This is a genomic window from Paenibacillus sp. JT31N7, from assembly GCF_059692095.1.
Genome location: NZ_JCAUAT010000006.1, coordinates 25,248 through 42,653, shown reverse-complemented (window position 1 = coordinate 42,653; position 17,406 = coordinate 25,248). Strand labels below are relative to the sequence as shown.

Here is a 17,406-nt window from a genome sequence, read left to right as displayed (position 1 = left end):
AGGCCACTCTCATCCCGTCAAACACGCTTATACTCCTCTTGAAGAATCCCCATATGTAGGATATCGTGCCACTGCCCTTCCCTGAATACCGCTTGCCGGGAGACTCCCTCCCGTTTGAACCCGATTTTTTCGTACAAAGCGACGGCTTTATCGTTAAAAGCAAACACCCGCAAGGATACCCTGTGCAGATTTAATTCAAGAAAAGCATAATCAAGCAGCAGCCTTAAGGATTCGGTCCCATAACCTTTGCCCCAAAATTCTTTCTCGCCGATGTCGAGGATGCACTCTGCGCTGCGATTTTTAAAATCAAGCTGAATCAAAGAAGTGATTCCGATGGACCGCCCGGATGGCTTATCCAGGATCATATAGCTTTTGGACGTACCCGATCCCAAAATCACCTGCTCCACAAATTGCCGGGTCTCCGCATAAGTAACCAAATCCAAGGAAGGATTGGTCGTTCTCATCACTTCCATATCGTTTCTCCATGTGTGGTAAATGGCTGCGTCTTCTTCCGTCATTTTTCGGAAAGATACTCTAGAAGATTAAAATAACATCCTCTTTGTTCTCCTTTTCCGTTGTCTCCGTCTTGTCTTGAACCGGACCGAGCATAGCTTCCAGGGTAAAAAGCAGAGCATCCAGCTGCTCTTTCACCTTTGTTTTCTCAGGACCCATATGGGCCGTATCCATGATTAATCCATCCATGAACGAAATCAGATACCGGGAAATGGTTTCGGCCGGAAGCCGGAGTGCAAACTCTCCCTGGGCTGCCCCTTTTTCAAAAAAACCGGTCAGCACCTCTAGGGTCCCCTCATACCGTGCCGCGATGTAAGGATAGGCGTCTTTGTTATTCCTGTATTGGGCCGATGAGAAAAACTGCGAGTTCGCCAGCACCAGCGTCTCATCCATGCTCCCGATTTCGTCCTGCTGCTTATTCAACCAATTCCTTACCTGCTGCCAACAGTTCTCCCTGTCGTCACTCCGAAAATGAATCTCATGCTTCCGGTCCTCGTGCCGCAGCAATTCCAGATAAACATGCTCCATGTTATCGAAATAGGCATATAACGCTCCCCTCGACACGCCAGCCGCTTCCATGATGTCCTGCATGGTCGCTCCGTTGTATCCTTTGCGGATGAATACCTGTTTGGCCGATTGCAGCAAAGCGATTTTCTTTTGCTTTTTGTATTCCTCGTTCACTTTGGGAGACATCTTTTTTAACTCCGTTCAAAAGCACTGTGTATGGTTCTAGTTGAATTATAAACGACATTCATGTCGTTTTTCAATAACTATTCCAACATTAAACAGCACGCATCCATGATGAAAGCGTGCTTTATTTCGTTATGTTCAGTTTTAGTGTACATTCTTTAGACGGTTACACGAACGATATACCGTTCAGCAGTTGTCGGCAAACCCGCATCCGTCGCGTGTTTTTCAAAAAGAAAAAGAGGGGCCTTATGCCCCTCTAAACTATTACCATAGAAAAAATATTTACAAGATCAGCTTACTTTAAAATTAAATTTATACGGGTTAGACTTGTCGTAATCGAATCCACTCGGTCTAATTTTGAAGTAGATCTTATCTCCAGGTTGAAGAGTCGAATTAAAACCGTCGTGTTGTCCCGGACCGTTATCGTTTGTGTTCAAGACATACTCCCAGCCTCCTGCTGTAACAAGCACAAGCTGCAAATTATAATTTTTGCCGGCAGGAGATAGCAAGGAGCCGGATAAATATTGAGTGCTGCTGGTAGTATTGGTCCAATAAAACCAATCTTCATCCGCCGCCGTATCCAGCGTCCATGTATAGTCTGTATTTGGATATACATTTAGGGCCTCGCTTCTTGTATCCGCTAACCCGGAAACGGCTAACGCAGACTGGGACGACAATAATAGAGATGACGTTATAACTAAGGCCGGGACAATTTTCTTCAATTTGAACACAGTTGATCATCCTCCATTTGTTTTATTTGGTTTATGTTTATATAAACACCTATAATATACCATATATGTAATATAAAATCCATGATAGTGGTTTAGTAGAGACCATTCAGAGAATAATAAACACGTGTGATCTGAATGAACTTTACAAATCAAAAAAACCGGGCCAAACCCAAGCTTTCGCCTGAATTCGCCCGGCTTTCTAGCCGCTTACGCTTCCTCATTTTCCCCGGCGATCTGCCGCTTCCCGATACCAAAAACATAATACCCTACGATGACGACCGCAATAAACACGGCTCCGACGATCAGGGACACGCGTGTATCCGGGTTGAACCACATGCCGATGATGACCAGGAACAAGAACACGATGGTAATATAGTTGCTGACCGGGAAAAACCGGGATTTGAAAGGATGATCCGCCATCTCGTGCTTCCACTTTTTCCTGAATTTAAACTGGCTGAAGGCGAGCGCAAACCAGGGGATCATCCCCGGAAGAACGCTGGCGCTGTAAATGTACAGAAACAGCTTCGAATCCGGCGCCAAGTAATTGAAAAGCACGCCGATCAGCAGCAAAGAAATGGTGGTAATGATGCTGTTTCTCGGGACACCGCTTTTGGAGACCTTCCCAAAAAATTGGGGGGCCTGCCCGTTCTGCGCCAGCGTGTACAGCATTCTGCCCGCACTGTAAATCCCGCTGTTGCAGCCCGACATCGCCGCTGTAAGCACGACGAAATTGATAATGCCCGCTGCGGCGACAATGCCCACTTTGGCAAAAGTCATCACGAAGGGGCTGCCGATTTCACCGACCTGGTTCCACGGATATATCGTCACGATTACGAATATAGCGCCTACATAAAAAATCAGAATGCGCCAAATGATGTTTTTAATCGCTTTGCGCAGCGTATGCTTCGGATTTTCGGCTTCGCCCGCCGTAATGCCGACCATTTCGATACCTTGGTAAGCAGCGGTTACAATACAAAGCGCAAACAGGAACCCCTTCAGCCCCCCGGCAAAAAAACCGCCATGACTGTACAGATGCGAGAGACCGATAGGCTGCCCGCCGTTCCCGAAACCGAAGAAAATCATGGCCGTTCCGATCACCAGCATAAATACGATGGCGACGACCTTGATCATGGCAAACCAGAACTCGAACTCCCCGTAAAATTTCACCGCCGCCAGGTTGGCCGCCGCAATGATTCCCACGCCTATCAAAGCCGGAAGCCACTGGGGAATGTCCGGGAACCAGTAGCCCACGTAAATCCCGATCGCCGTAACCTCCGCCATCCCGACCGTGACCCATAAGAACCAGTAGCTCCAGGCGGTCACGTAACCGGCGAGCGGGCCGATATATCTATGGGCAAACGTAGCGAACGAGCCCGTCACCGGTTCGAGCAGCAGCATCTCCCCCATGATCCGCATGACAAAAAACATAATAATCCCGGCCAAAAGATAAGCAAGCAGCACGGAAGGGCCGGCCCATTTGATCGTACTGGCCGAACCCATAAACAGCCCGACGCCAATCGTGCCCCCGAGCGCAATCAGCTCGATATGCCGGGGCTTCAGTCCTCTGGTTAATTGTTTGGCTTCCAAAAGAACGCTCCCCTTCGTATGTGTTCGTTATCTGCTTTTCATGCTTTGCCAACCATTACTAGTTCGTAACACCGTTCCCCCCAACTTGGTGTGATGCACTCCGGATGAAGCGGCAGTGCTGCGTTTTTTGCTTAACGTTCCCTTCACGTTACAAAAAATTGTATGACAGAATATTGGCAAATACAACTGCGGGCAAGCAGGCATTTATTGGAACGTAGTGATGCTATATACGATTATTTATAATGCTTGACTTGAGCAATCCACTGGCGCTGCCGAGTGTGTCTTTCAAGCATTGAGTATCTCCAAAAACAAAAAAATGATCTTTGGCACGGGACACCGCCACGTTCATCAAACTCTTGTTTGCATCCAGAAAAAAACAACCTTCTTGTTTGCCGTACACGGTAGACAAAAGAATAAGATTACGCTCAGCCCCTTGAAACGTATGCACCGTACCGACACTGATCTTAGCATACAAGTGTGGAGCACGCTTTTTGATTTCCCTCTGAATGCAGCTGACCTGAGCTTTAAAAGGAGTAATCACTCCAATCAAATTTCTATCTGCTTCTTTAGGATAGGCAGACTGAATCCGTTCATAATGATTACTTAACCAATCCGCTATCTCGGAAGCTTCCCTGCGATTGTATCTGCTCGTTCCTTGCTTGCTCGAATTCTCTGAGTCAATCTGTCGGTGCCCCATCTGAGGCCACATGCTTATAGCACGCTCCGCATGTTCCTTCCCCTGGCCTCTCTTAGGCTCAAGATTGCCTTTGTAGACCAGCTTGTTACAAAATTCTATGATTTCATCATAACAACGACGATGCTCGGACAGGAACAACCCCCGCTGTTCATATTTTTGATATTTGCAGCTGTTTGCCGCAGCTTTCATTACACTAGAGCCGTACCCGTTTAATCCGCAAATTTCCAATTGATCATATTTATCAAGTTCATGAATAGCCCCGCCAGAGAGCGCAAGAGCTTTATCCAATGCACGTTGGATACCCCATACAGGCTCAATTTGGTAGACATCACCAACTATGAGTGCTTTTTTAGCCAGAGAGAATGCTCCCGCCGCAATTTCCGGAGAAACCTGGCCTGCTTCGTCCACAATAAGCAAATCAATGTAATTGTAGAGAAAAAATTGTTTCTGATCACCGTACGCCAAGAACTGTTTGGGAAGCATGAAAAACGTCATAACCAGACACGGAGTAATCATCGCCAGTCTCTTGTAGAATTTCTCCAACACGTTCTTATACGTCTTGCCCTTCTGTTTCTCGGTTAACGCATCTTCTCCGTCCGCCCACCTGCACTCAAAATAATGAACAGCTAACCAAAACTCCATATAACGGATTTTGGTATCCACTAGTTCGTTTATTTTACCGTTCGCAATCTGATAACGTTCTTTCCTGTCATTGTGCATCGTCACACCGTGCTCTTCTAACAACTGCAACTCACCGTCATATTGCTGCATCCATTGCATCAGAATAGCCCGTTCTTCATTAAGCTCGGTAAGTCTTCGATTATAATCAGCCAACCGGACGTTGTATGCTTCACTTATTAAATGGAGATTCATAGTATCCTTTAAAAAGCTAACCTCATCTTCATCCATGAATGCTTTGAACTGTTTCTGTACTCGTTTTGGCCACCATCTTAAGAGAAAGGGAATTTTTTTATAACAAACTTTCCATTCTCTTAATCTCACTGTAATGTGTTCAATAGCCTTTTGATGCTGTTCGATTTCTTCCTCAAGTAAACTAAAGCAGACATCTGTTCCCTTTCCGTTATGTTTGAAGCGATCAGCCTCGCTGCACAGTTTCAGAAGGGCTTTTCTTCTGTCTTCTAAAAACCATAACTCCTCGTGCAGCCTGGACTGACAATCACTTAACTCCTCATATTCCGTTCCGAAATATGTATTGCAATTTTGTAGCAGTTTGAGCCTGGAGCTTTCCAAATTTTCGTTTGTTTCTACATTCGCTACAAAATCTTCTCCTTTAACATTCGTATATTGGTAGCCATTATTTCGTGCCTCATTTATTTTCTGCGCGGAGGGAAAATAAGCGGCAAAACTATTCACTCCTTCAATCCATCGTTCCTCAAGGTTCGCAATTCCAATTTTAGTGATATTCCCGAACGAAGCGATGATATTGGTAACAGCCTGGTTATTTGTAGAGGTCGCGACAACAAGCGGCGCCTTATCTTTCATTAATGCTCTTTTGACATACAAATCGGCGACAACGGACTGCAGCAGCGTTGTTTTTCCTGTACCCGGCGGCCCATTTACTGCCAAAACTTCTCCGTCTTTCATCTGATTATAATGGTTGATGGCTTCCCTTTGCGAAGGGGACAGAGGATACCCTCCCCCCATTTGTCCTGCATGCTGTTGCATAGTCGTCAGGCTGTTTTCGATTAGCGGGTCAAGGTCTGCAGCCTTTGTAGAAATAAACCGTTCATATAGACCCAGAGGTTGTTCTGCTTTAAGCAAATGGTTGTACAATTTCATGATGTGGAATGTGGAATTCACCGTGTTATCAATAAACAGATAAACGTTCCGTTCCAATTCGATTGGGCTGTCTCCGGTTTCATCACTCGGAATCTCATTTCGTTCAAAGTCGGCTTTGGTTACCGATTCAAAAAATGCCCGAAAAAAATCGGCATATTCGTCCCAAGTCTTCATTTGTTCCACACGGTCCACTTGATCGCTTATAAATTGGTCCACGTCTTCCGCACGGCCTACGGACAATTTAGGTTCTACCATGGGCTGTAAATACTCCCTTGGGAACCAAGGAAGTTTTTTGTCACTGCCATCATATGCAAGCGTGCCTTTCCGATCAAGAACAGCTGGAATAAAAAAGACTCCTGCAAGTTCTTCAACTTCATCCTGAGTCTTTACGTATGCTTCATAATCGGTTTTTGCAGCCTTGGCGCAAATTAGAACATTCTGTTTAAGCAGTGGAGTCCTGTTTTTCTCTCGAGCGGCTGATTTTTTTTCGATTTCTAAAAAGATTTTTGAGCTAATACTTGCATCGATTTGCCCCTTCATCAACTCATTGCGATTTAGAATAAAAAAGGAATCATCCTTAAAATTAATTCCCGAATGTGTATGTGCCGCGATCACGCTTCTGAAATACCGTGTGATTTGTTCGCTTTTGCCCTTCATATCTTTCTCCCAGTCTTTCATTTGTCATAGAAAAAAAGAAGGCAGACGAGTGCCCTCTAATTTATAATCATACATTTATTTCTTATTTTTTCAATTTATTATCGAACATTTGATGCCCGAAGGCTCCGTCCAATCCGCCGGCCACCCATCTCAGCTTGCCTCCGGCCCAAAATTCTTCATCATCCGGCAGCGTTCCGTCTATGTCGCTTCCCTGCTCTTTTATGTGCGAGTTGATCGGCGTCTTCCCTTCCCGGGAGCACGTGTAAAGGATAGGATCATCCGTTGTCCGTTGTTATCCCCTTTCTTTATCTCTTCTGAAACAAAAAACAACGTACGGCCGTTATTCTGCCATTTCGGCAAGAAAATGAAGCCGCACATTGAACGTATGGTGTATAACCGGAGGCTGTTTTGCCCGTTTTTTTCTACTGCGGCTTAATTCAAATTCTCTAAATCCAGTGCCGCCACCTGTTCGGTCAAGCTAGAATAGCCCTGCACGGTCTGGGCGATGTAGGACAGCACCGTGTCGCTCCAGCCGTAAATATAGTAGGTTTGCGGGTCCTGAACGGGAACCATCGTATGGCGGTAAGGCGCAATGTCGATGATGAACGCCTTTACGTCGCGGTTCACCTTGGAACGATACCGTTTCAGCTCCTTATAAAACGCGCTGCCGCTGTTCTGCTGCTCGTCCGTGATCATTACGATCTGGTCCACTTTCTTCCGCTCCCGGATGAGCTTGCGGACAGGCGCTCCCGTATCCGTGCCTCCACGGGCATAAATCTGCGCCGCCTGGGTCAAAATGCTGTCTTTACGGGAAGGCTTCGCATCCATTACCTCCGTGTCGAACAGCCAGAACAGGGAGTTCCCCCGGGTCTTTTTATACAGCGCGAGGGCAAAAACCGCACCGGTCTCCAGATACTGCCCGTTCATCGAGCCCGAGATATCGAGGAAAATCGCCGTCTGATCTCCAAGCTCCGGCAGGTTGTCGAACGTAAGCTCCGCCGCTTCCCGCAAAGCGTCCCTCAGCTCCGGATGCTCCACCTGCCGGAAAGCCGTCGCCAGCCGGAACGGCAGGATCTTCGCTTTGCTCAGCGCCTGCGGATCGGTCAACCGCTGCACGATATACTCCACATGCCGCGCATCTTGGAGCACACCCGCCCGCTGCATCGCGTTCAAATGACGGAGCAGCGCAAACGTCGGCATCTGGTACAGCAGCGCCTCCCAGACCGCCTTGGACGGCTTGATGGCTCCCGTCACCGTCTCGTAAGGCAGCTTGCCGCGTTCGATCCAGCGGATCTGCTCTTCCTCGGTTGCGGCCAGCTTCAAGCTCTCCAGCGCCTCCACCTGCGGAAGCAGCGTCAGATTGGCCTCCATCCCGCGCAAGTAGCGGAACAACGCCTGCTGCTTCAAATCCTGCGGCTTCGGATGCGCCGTCGCAATGGCGTCCCCCAGGCTGTATCCGCGACCGCGTCCGTTGTACTTCATCGCCCAGTATTCGGACACTTCCGACAAGAACCGGTTCACCTGCCGCTTGACGGCGCGACCGCCTTCTCCACGGCCGAGCCCGTTCAGAATGGTCAGAAAATCGGACAAATCCGAAGGAATCCGCACCACCTGCCGGAAAATCTTCGCAAACAGATCCGGACGATACATGGAAAGAATCGCGAGCCCGAACAAAGGCTGAAGCCGCATAAAACCGGCGTTCCGGCCAAACACAATCGCCCGGGCCATAAAATTGGGATTGGCCTCGGCCATCTCGTGATGAAGCTGCATCGCATCTGCGACCAGCTCCTGCTGATCCGCGTAGTACGTGTTCCCCATCGTATTCGTCATCAGCGTCTGCACATACCGCTCCTCCGCTGACCGCGTATACGCGGGATAGTTGTCTTTATTGTAGGTGTCCGGTCTGAGCGCGCCGAACAGCTTTTTTGCCATACTCATGATTCACACACTCCTTTTTTAGAAAGAACTCCAGCGAAGAAAAAGCGGAACCGGTCTGCTGCAGGAGTCGAACCTGCCGTACTGCCCGGGGTATTGCCATTGGTCGATAAGCTCGAAGGACCCCGTTCCTGCGCCTCGCCGGATATTCATTTTTTGAGTAGAAGCGGAGCGAGGAAAATAGTTGAAAAGGTTCGCAGCGTCCCTCGGACAGCGTCATACTTAACCCTAATAAGTCGAAGAAACCCTTTCCGGCGCCTCGCTCCGCCTATTCTTTTGTAGAAACCACCGAGGAAATAGGTCGGACAGGTACATGCTGCTCTACCATCTGAGCTATTCCTCCCCATGGAGGAAGTTGGACTCGAACCAACGACCAGCCGATTAAAAGTCGAAGTAACCCGTCCAGGCGCCTCGGTGATTTTTATCCGGTGGGCCGTTTAACGTGCCCGCCTTCTGTACCTATCTTCGCTCATTTTCAGCTCCGCGAACATGGCGAAAGTATTACGACAAGAGAAAAATTTACCTTTTTTATGTGAAAAAGATTGGGGATGCCGCTTACGCGAAAGCTGCCGGGATTTATTGTGGGAATACGTTCGATGGCTTATCGAAAGGGGTAAAAAAGTAGACAGGTGTACGGTTAGAAATGTATAGGGTGAACGTTTGCAGAGAAGTGCGGGCTGTGGGAAGTATGTTGCTTGTCTGACTCGTTGGGCGCTGTGTGGGGTTAAGTGAAACATAGGCATAAAGAGGTCTGGCAACCATTCGTGAGAAGCCGGGATACAACAATCTTATGCAGCGCAGACTTCTCAAAAATGAACACTTGGTCGAGGAAGGGATTTAGCTGCGTACGCCCGTTAAGCATACCGTTACAGGAGGGAACCATATGGAAAACAATGCGAAGGTCGGTCAAACTACCCTGACGCTCATAAAAGGAGACATCACTAAGGTAACGGCCGACGTCATCGTCAATGCCGCTAACACAAGCTTGCTCGGAGGAGGCGGAGTGGACGGAGCGATACATAGAACGGGAGGCGGTAAAATTCTCGAAGAGTGCATCAAAATCCGCGAACGGCAGGGAGGCTGCCAAATCGGCGAAGCCGTCCTTACGACAGCGGGGAATCTGCCCGCTTCCTATGTCATTCACACCGTGGGCCCGGTTTGGAACGGTGGAACCGGCGGCGAGGCGGACAAGCTCGGAAGCTGCTACCGGAATTCGCTTGCGCTGGCCGCAGGGCATCATGCGAAAAGCATCGCTTTTCCGAACATCTCCACAGGCATCTACCGGTTTCCGAAACCTCTTGCGGCTGACATAGCTCTGGCGGCGGTGAAGACATTTTTGTTGTCAGAGCCCCAAGGGATTGAACAAGTTTATTTTGTTTGTTTTGATGAGGAGAATTACCGGATATATGAGGAGCGGATGGCGGAAAGGTAATTGGTGGAGAACTGGCGGAGAACTGGCGAAGAGTATCAGGGCGATGAAAAAACTTGTTCAACTGGATTGAATAGCCGGCAGCAAAAAAAGGCTTGGAGCAGAACTCCACGCCTTTTTAGCGATCAGGTTTCGTAATTGGAGACCTTACTCGCTCATTGCTTCTTGTTCAAAGCCCGTACATCATCTCTAAAAGCATCGCTGTACTGCTCAAATAATCCCGTATCGAACTTATAGCTCTTGTCGTTGGCCTTCGGTGTATTTTCCTTAAGCTGCTTATACAGGCTGTCGGTTTCTTTCGAAAGCTTCGCCCATACTTGCTTCACGCTATCATACTTGGCGTCCAGTCCCTGAATGTACGCATCGTATTCCGCCTTTTTTTCCATCGCTTTGCCCAGGCGCTCCATTGTAAAATCCATATCCATTGTCTGGCCTGTACTGCCCGTACCCCTGCTTGTGTAAAAACCGACGTTTACGAATCCATCGTTCCAGATGGACAACGTCATAAAGTTGTTGATCTCACTTAGTTTAGACTCTGGAGCCGGCTCTTTCGGCTTAGCCGAGGCATTCGCCGGATTGGCGGTATTTGCAGGCGAACTCTTAGCCGTCTCCGCCGGTTTTGCCTCTTCATTCTTTTCCTTGCTTCCACACCCTGACATAACAACCAGCAGGACAACGGCCATTCCGATCAAAAAACCAATTTTGCTGCGTTTAGACATCCCCGTACTCTCCTTTTTTTACAAGTGCTCCTTTTATATCGGTTTTGCGGCAGGAGTTTTGAAGGATTTAGCTGAGAAAAAGTACATCGTAAAAGTAAATCACACAACCGTCCTAGCTTCAGGCAGGGCTTCCCTGACGGGACTTCCAATCCCGGTAACGCTCCGTAATAACCGGCTCGATGATCCGGTAGTTCTCAAGCGAGTCCTCCACATGATAGATCGTCGGCAAGCCAGCCGCCAATACGTTCGTGAAATCGACGGCGGTATAAACATCGTTTTGGATATCGAGGTATTCGCGGGCAAACGCCTCCGCTTCCTCCGACAATTCCTTCGAGCTGAGCACGCCGTCCCAGTTGGTACGATAAAACTCGGCGCCCGTCATCTCATCCCGTTTGACAAGCTCCATCTCCGGCGCGTCTTCCTTGCGGCTTCGTTTGCCGATGAGGTCGTTCTTAATCACCCAGGCAATGAACATCCCCGTCGGGACGTAGGCCTGGAACCTATCTAGCTCGGACGGAAAATCGCCTTCATAGTGCCACTTCGCCTTATCGAACACGACGATTTCTTTTTCCGGTATCTGAAATAAAACGTCCCTCGGCTCCTCGACGAACCCTTTGCTTTTCAGTTCATCGACCAGCTCCTCCATCCGCTTGATCGCTTCACCCTTAGTGGGATAGGGTTCGTAGACGGGATTCATCGTTTTTTTGTCCACATATAACCGGCCCTTAACGATATTAACGATACAAACCTGCGTCGCTTCCGTCAGCATCAGATGGTAATAGGTTTTAAAAGTCTTTCCCTGTTTGGTCAGTACGGTTTCGATTTTGTCCAATTTGTCACCTCTCTGTGTTGTCGGGGATCCTGTCTCTGGTAGGAGGCAAGGTTTGTAGATTTCCTGCATGGAAAAGAGAGTTGGCGGCTTTCTTAGGTGATTAGGGGAACGTTCATTGATGCAACCACTCTCTTCTAAGAGAACATTATTAAATGTTCTACTTATTCAAGTATGAGCTCTGCAGGCATGAATCCAAAATAAACAAAAGTAACTACCTGCTAAACTCAGGCTCCATAAAATGAAGAGTTGGGCTCGCCGAAGGATTAGCTGGTTAAGTATAGGGGAAAAATGTAATGATCAGTATAAAGAAAAAATTAAATGACCTGCTCATATAAAAGGTGATATCACAAAAGCCAAGGCACACATAATTATTATTCATAAACATAAGTGTAATCGTGGGTGGTTGATCGTTAATCATTAATAGACTTTATCACACTTAGTATATGATTGTGTTTCACTGTTTATATAACTTATAATACACAACGAGGAAAAACAAACAATATTCGCCACTTGCTTCTATTAAAATGAATGGGAATTTAATATAGTCGTTCACCCTTCAGAGGAACGATAACCATACCTACCTGACTTAAATAAATCACAATTTTTAAACCAAAATCTCTAAAACACTTACTGTAAAGGAATGATTAATATGTCTAAGCGGAACTTACTTCTTGGAATGATTAATAAAGAAGAAGGCTATGAAGTGGAGTTTAAGGAATCTCTCAATGGACTGGAACCCGATGACTTAGTGGCTTTTGCTAACTCCAAATCAGGTGGTACTATACTAGTTGGTGTAAAAGACTCTAAAAATACACAGGGAAGACAAGTTGGAGAGTTACTAGGCTGTTTAATAAATGATAAGGGGCGGCTAACAATACTTGATAAAGCGAATAGTTGCCGCCCCCCTGTTAACGTTGAGATCAGCACGGAAGAAATTGACGGAAAAAGCGTGTATATCATAGATGTACCTTCGGGAGAATTTAAGCCTTATTGTACCAACAAAGGGACTTATAGGACTCGTGGGGATGGTCAAAAGAAATCGATATATCCGAATGAGCTTCTATCGATATTTATGGAAACTGAAAGAGATAAGTTCATTTCTAGCTTTAGAGAAGCATCAATGGGACTAGAAGAACAAATAAATCAAACGAAGCATGTATTGGTGAATGAAACAAATAAAATACTAGCTACTTTTAAAAGTTTCGAAAAAGATGTTAACGAGAGTCTTAGCACTATTGAAGATAGTGCTGACAATGCAGATAATAATTCAAGTAGTGTTGAATCAGTAGTAAGTGACATTCAAGATATTGTTGATGATATTTGGGAATTATTAATTACTGTTGCATATCTATTACCTAGAATTGATTTGAATACAAGAAGGTTAAATAATTTATCCGGGTACGAATACAATTTCGCTAAAGAATTATACGCGAGATTTTTCAAACGATATAAAAATGATAACCTTCCAAGTGAGAGGATATTTAAAAACAAAAAAAATGTTATTAAGAGAATTTTTCCCGAGCTAACCAACAGTCAGATTGAAGAGATACATAATGATTTACTGAAAAAACACCAGGAAGAAGATGATCAATTTGACAGAGAAAATAATCATTTGTAAGCAATTTATTCCCTAAGATGTTTTACTGACCAAAACAGAAACTCTAGAAATTTATGATTTGGTTTTTAGGATATTTCTACTCATATTACGCATGTACATGAAGTCTAATACCTCAAACCTTCATTTTCACTCCTATTAGCAGCAGACTCTTAATGCAAAAGGGAATGTAACCGTATCGTAGGATATCGTTGCATTCTCTTTAAGAAGTTTTATTTTTTCCTCGTGTTATGTGAGCTTAATCATTTTAAATCCTACTCTAGAAATCTTAAATACTCACTTAGGGCTAAATAAGCTTAGAATAGACTTAAATAGATTAAAACGAGTAGTTCTGTGTGAAATGACAAGATATTCCTGGAGAATGATATGTTGGAGTATAGCATCTTCTAATTTGTTATGGAGGAGCCTCTTAAACCTAAACATTTCTTGTTCTAATTCTCGTTCTATATAATTAACTATGTTTTCATATGTAAATGAGCTACCGTATTTATTGTATTCCTTTTCAAATTCCTCTATCTTCAACCAACCACTTGAAATATCATTCATGCTACTAAAATAATTAGTTAATCTTGAAAGTTCCTTTTGCTTTGATTCAATAGTTCGCATGAGGTCTTCACCTTCAATCAAATCACAATCCAACTTGTACATGAGTCCTAATTGAAGTCTTTCATATCGGACAGATTCATTAACCTTACCGAAAATATACCAGATCCTTGATTGACGGATCTCTTTTAAAGTCTCATTAACTTTATTTATTTCTTCCTGAAATGACCTATATTCACTTACAAGATCATCCAGCTTAGTATAGGAATAAGAATTTCCAGAATCATATATAATAAATTTATTTTTTTCTACTCGATATTTTTTAGTTTTTGTTATTAATTCTCCAAGCATATTTGGAATATACCCTATATTTTCACTAAATTTATTAATGTTTTTCTCAGAATAGAATGAGATGGTGCTAAGTAAATCTTCAATTTGTTCCTGATATTTAAGAGCATCTTCATACTTCTGTTCTCTAAGCTTTCTCAAGGCCTTCCACTTAAAAGAAGAGTTTGTTAACCAAATAACCAAAGCTGTTGTAAATATAATAGACGAAAAGCTCAAAAAACTGTTCACACTTTTGTAGTCGATTTGAAAAAATATATAGCTGATCTTAGCCCATGTTAAGTTGATTAGAAAACTCCATACCTGTTGCAATAAAAAAGGATAGAAATAAGATAATATCCCTCCCCAAATTAAGAGATTGCCGATGCTAAATGAAAACATACTAATTATAAATGTTTTTGCCGTGTGATATAAAACTATTGGACTTAACATATTGGATTTATCTAATACATTTTTGGTTTCGTAACGATAAGATATAACCTGAGGTGAAATAAAGTATAGCAACTTATCAAACAAATAATACCACTCTGACAGTAGCCTTATTGTAGATACAGATTTATTTGCTCTTAGGGTCCTATATAAGAATCGCAAAACAGAAGAAAAACCTCTGACTATTAGCCCATCATATAAAACTAGTAAAAACATCCAGCATAGTAATAGAAAAAGATATAAACTCGGTATTTTTATGAAGAAGGGTGTTATGGATTGATCAATAAAAGTCATTCCGTTAAGTAAACATTGATGAAAAAAAATAATAAGCTGCTGTAACATAAACTACCTCCAAAGACCAATAAAGAAATAAGAGCTGCACAAGAAACCAGCGTCATTCAAAAGATAGAAATCCATCAAGATGGCTGTATCCAGACTCACTACAACATTGCTCATCCTCAAGGTGTGGGCGGATTATTACAAGGTACTTGAAAGCAAATGTTTTTACATTTAAGTAAAATTATACACTCCATATGAGATGAGTGCTGATCATAGAAATTACTTATGCATCACTTTTAGATGTAGTTGTTATTCACCTAAAACATTCCATCAGACTCACGTAAAAAGTTTATATAGTAACTAAACTCTAATTTGGTTTAGCCAATTTATAAGCCCGAAATAATCTTGTAATGACATCTGGTGTGAACAATTTTCTTGAAATTTTCTTGAGTCCCGTGTGAAGTACGATGTAGTGGCAACAATTCCAGCGGTTGCTTTTTCAGCTTGCACCACTCCATGCAAACGCTGTATAACTCCGATCCCAACCCCATTTGATGGGGCATATTTTTTACATTCAACGACATATAAAAATGAACCTAGGGCATCTTTTTTTGCCGCATATATGTCCTTACCACCATCTCTGCTTTCGGAAGTAAGTGTAACATCGTATCCCATACGATCTAATATCTCAGCGATAACCTCTTCGAATTTCCTCGGTGTCAAATTATATAATTCGTCGGGATTTCTGCGTAATGTATCAAGCAATTCATTAGAGACAAATGTAATCTCTGTAGTAATTTGTTTATGTTGATCGCTTCCAACCAATAATGGTTTGCCATCAGTGCCAATAATACCTGGTGTCTCAATCGGCTTAAACAAATCTATAATCATTGATTGATCAATACGTCTATTCTTTAAAAATGATGCTACTGCCTTTACTGACGATAGATTTCCTTTTGTAACCCTATATAAATCAGCTATAACTTTTTGAGTAAGAGTAGTATTTGAAAATATTTGCTCTAACAATCTATTATAATCTCTATAATTTGTTTTTAGCTCTACTTGTTTGTAAGGAATGTTAAGTCTTAACTTTGTCTGTGAAACCAAAATAATCTTTGTTTTAGGTAAGCTTGCAAGGATACTGCTTACTTCTTTATTCAACTTCTTGCTGGAATGAGCCTCATCAATTACTATTAAAGATCTTTTTTTAACATCTTCAACTGATTTTACCGCACTTTCAAATAGGGAACCCATACTGTAAGGATATAGATACGAAATTCCACCAGGAAAAAGTTCTTCATATTTTAACTTAAAGGTCATTGCAAGAGCAGTTTTACCAACTCCAGTTCGACCATATATACCTACTAATGAATTATCATCAATAATTAATCTCTCGTATAACATCTCTAACTCTTGAACATAAAGGAATAATTCTCCCCCAAAGAAAGATTCATCAGTCGAAATTATGTTCATATTATCACCTCAACAATTCATGTTAGTGCAATATTCCTTCCCATTTTTATATATCCTGCATAAAACATCGTATATCAAATGAATAACAAGTTTATTTGATAAAAACTAAAGAACCATGTAGGTATGGTCATCCCCCCGTCAAGTAGACTCGAACAAAAGAAAATTAAGTTGCAACCGTTTCCCGGTATTCAACTGAGGAACGGTTGTTCAGTTTTTTCTGGAAGCGGTCATGGTTACAATACAAGATGTAATCATGAAGGTCTTGTTCCAGTTCAGAAATCGTTCTCGGTGAAGTAAGATAGATGTTCTCTGTTTTTAAATGGGAGAAAAAAAAGACTCTATGGGCGCATTGTCTAAGCAGATTCCTCACCTCGAATGGCTGCCCGCAATCCCCAGCTTTACGAGTTTTTCGTTGAATGGTTTAGAGGCGTATTGGAAGCCCTGGTCAGAATGAAGGAGAACGCCCGTGAGACCGGCCCAGATACGCAGCTTCTACAGTGGTTTGCCACAAGCGCATGGTCCTTACGCTTCGAAAGCTGTCAGGATACAATCTAGTTGTTGTAGATATCCTGAATGACCGAGAGATACACAAAACGATCCCCGGACACGATATAAGTAATATCGGTTACCAGTTTGCACAGCGGCGCTTGCGCGTGAAACTGGCGTCCAAACAGTAGGATGAACCACCGATGCCTGCTTACCGAAAAAGCGACGATTCTTTCGGATGATTGATTAAATGCCCAGCTTCTTCATCAGTTGGCAAGCCCGTTTGTGGTTGACAGGCAGGCTCTTTCCGCAACGCAGTCGTCATGAGCAAGTAGCCAAAGTAAGAGCGTAAACGGTGTATGACCATTACGTGCTACTCCAACAGCAACTCCTGTTCCTTGCGTGGATCTAGTCTGAGGCGTCTCTTTCGCCATTTGTAGTAACTAGACCGGGACCGCCTGCCAGAAGAACCAGCCATTTCAGCGGATCTTTTCGTCTCATTTCCTCGATAATTTCACATCGACTCTCCTTGTTCGTCACTCCCCGTATAGATTTGGATATCGTTTTTTTTAGTATGCAATCTCCACCCTTAAATAGGCCATTTCTTCTTCCATACTCGCAAATTCTGTCTTAGGTCGGCTTATAG

The 17,406-nt window shown here is 44.0% G+C and carries 12 protein-coding genes and 1 pseudogene; 2 read left to right on the top strand and 11 right to left on the bottom strand.

Annotation, left to right across the window (positions count from 1 at the left end; genetic code table 11):
* Positions 1–17: 17 nt before the first annotated feature.
* The 6 genes and pseudogenes from AC58P5_RS22395 to AC58P5_RS22370 all read right to left on the bottom strand — a co-directional run.
* Positions 18–542, bottom strand: a pseudogene (locus tag AC58P5_RS22395) (GNAT family N-acetyltransferase); the annotation flags it as partial.
* Positions 535–1,206 carry a TetR/AcrR family transcriptional regulator gene (locus AC58P5_RS22390; RefSeq protein WP_497390499.1) on the bottom strand — a complete coding sequence of 224 codons (672 nt, stop codon included), beginning with the start codon at positions 1,204–1,206 and terminating at the stop codon, positions 535–537. The pseudogene AC58P5_RS22395 and the gene AC58P5_RS22390, both read right to left, overlap by 8 nt.
* Before the next feature lie 287 nt (positions 1,207–1,493).
* Positions 1,494–1,934, bottom strand: a complete 441-nt coding sequence (locus AC58P5_RS22385; protein WP_497390497.1) for a hypothetical protein — start codon at positions 1,932–1,934, stop codon at positions 1,494–1,496.
* 207 nt (positions 1,935–2,141) lie between these two features.
* On the bottom strand, positions 2,142–3,521 hold the full coding sequence (locus AC58P5_RS22380; RefSeq protein ID WP_497390495.1) for an amino acid permease: 1,380 nt from the start codon (positions 3,519–3,521) through the stop codon (positions 2,142–2,144).
* Between the two features lie 223 nt (positions 3,522–3,744).
* Positions 3,745–6,675 (bottom strand): DEAD/DEAH box helicase, encoded by a 2,931-nt coding sequence (locus tag AC58P5_RS22375; protein ID WP_497390493.1) that lies wholly within the window; start codon positions 6,673–6,675, stop codon positions 3,745–3,747.
* Positions 6,676–7,107: 432 nt separating this feature from the next.
* Positions 7,108–8,613, bottom strand: coding sequence for a TROVE domain-containing protein (locus AC58P5_RS22370; protein WP_497390491.1), 1,506 nt, complete (start codon positions 8,611–8,613; stop codon positions 7,108–7,110).
* 880 nt (positions 8,614–9,493) lie between these two features.
* Between AC58P5_RS22370 and AC58P5_RS22365 the strand changes: the two genes are divergently transcribed.
* Positions 9,494–10,042 carry an O-acetyl-ADP-ribose deacetylase gene (locus AC58P5_RS22365; protein ID WP_497390489.1) on the top strand — a complete coding sequence of 183 codons (549 nt, stop codon included), beginning with the start codon at positions 9,494–9,496 and terminating at the stop codon, positions 10,040–10,042.
* Positions 10,043–10,194: 152 nt separating this feature from the next.
* On the opposite strand, the gene AC58P5_RS22360 is transcribed toward AC58P5_RS22365, so the two are convergent.
* Complete coding sequence (locus AC58P5_RS22360; RefSeq protein WP_497390488.1) at positions 10,195–10,758, bottom strand: hypothetical protein; 564 nt, start codon at positions 10,756–10,758, stop codon at positions 10,195–10,197.
* Between the two features lie 118 nt (positions 10,759–10,876).
* Positions 10,877–11,590: a DUF7832 domain-containing protein gene (locus AC58P5_RS22355; RefSeq protein WP_497390486.1), complete on the bottom strand. Its 714-nt coding sequence runs from the start codon at positions 11,588–11,590 to the stop codon at positions 10,877–10,879.
* A 649-nt stretch (positions 11,591–12,239) separates the two neighbouring features.
* On the opposite strand from AC58P5_RS22355, the gene AC58P5_RS22350 reads away from it, so the two are divergent.
* On the top strand, positions 12,240–13,208 hold the full coding sequence (locus AC58P5_RS22350; RefSeq protein ID WP_497390484.1) for an AlbA family DNA-binding domain-containing protein: 969 nt from the start codon (positions 12,240–12,242) through the stop codon (positions 13,206–13,208).
* Positions 13,209–13,481: 273 nt separating this feature from the next.
* On the opposite strand, the gene AC58P5_RS22345 is transcribed toward AC58P5_RS22350, so the two are convergent.
* The 3 genes from AC58P5_RS22345 to AC58P5_RS22335 form a co-directional block, all read right to left on the bottom strand.
* Positions 13,482–14,864 carry a hypothetical protein gene (locus tag AC58P5_RS22345; RefSeq protein WP_497390482.1) on the bottom strand — a complete coding sequence of 461 codons (1,383 nt, stop codon included), beginning with the start codon at positions 14,862–14,864 and terminating at the stop codon, positions 13,482–13,484.
* Between the two features lie 297 nt (positions 14,865–15,161).
* The gene (locus tag AC58P5_RS22340; RefSeq protein ID WP_497390480.1) at positions 15,162–16,274 is read right to left on the bottom strand and encodes a restriction endonuclease; all 1,113 of its coding nucleotides are present in this window, start codon (positions 16,272–16,274) and stop codon (positions 15,162–15,164) included.
* A gap of 163 nt (positions 16,275–16,437) precedes the next feature.
* Positions 16,438–16,644, bottom strand: a complete 207-nt coding sequence (locus tag AC58P5_RS22335) for an IS3 family transposase (RefSeq protein ID WP_497390478.1) — start codon at positions 16,642–16,644, stop codon at positions 16,438–16,440.
* Positions 16,645–17,406: the final 762 nt, after the last annotated feature.

What these genes read in the sequence shown, in the direction of transcription:
- AC58P5_RS22375 (WP_497390493.1), bottom strand. Translation starts at nt 6,675, where the DNA reads ATGAAGGGCAAAAGCGAACAAATCACACGGTATTTCAGAAGCGTGATC.
- AC58P5_RS22365 (WP_497390489.1), top strand. Translation starts at nt 9,494, where the DNA reads ATGGAAAACAATGCGAAGGTCGGTCAAACTACCCTGACGCTCATAAAA.
- AC58P5_RS22350 (WP_497390484.1), top strand. Translation starts at nt 12,240, where the DNA reads ATGTCTAAGCGGAACTTACTTCTTGGAATGATTAATAAAGAAGAAGGC.
- AC58P5_RS22360 (WP_497390488.1), bottom strand. Translation starts at nt 10,758, where the DNA reads ATGTCTAAACGCAGCAAAATTGGTTTTTTGATCGGAATGGCCGTTGTC.
- AC58P5_RS22345 (WP_497390482.1), bottom strand. Translation starts at nt 14,864, where the DNA reads ATGTTACAGCAGCTTATTATTTTTTTTCATCAATGTTTACTTAACGGA.
- AC58P5_RS22390 (WP_497390499.1), bottom strand. Translation starts at nt 1,206, where the DNA reads ATGTCTCCCAAAGTGAACGAGGAATACAAAAAGCAAAAGAAAATCGCT.
- AC58P5_RS22340 (WP_497390480.1), bottom strand. Translation starts at nt 16,274, where the DNA reads ATGAACATAATTTCGACTGATGAATCTTTCTTTGGGGGAGAATTATTC.
- AC58P5_RS22370 (WP_497390491.1), bottom strand. Translation starts at nt 8,613, where the DNA reads ATGAGTATGGCAAAAAAGCTGTTCGGCGCGCTCAGACCGGACACCTAC.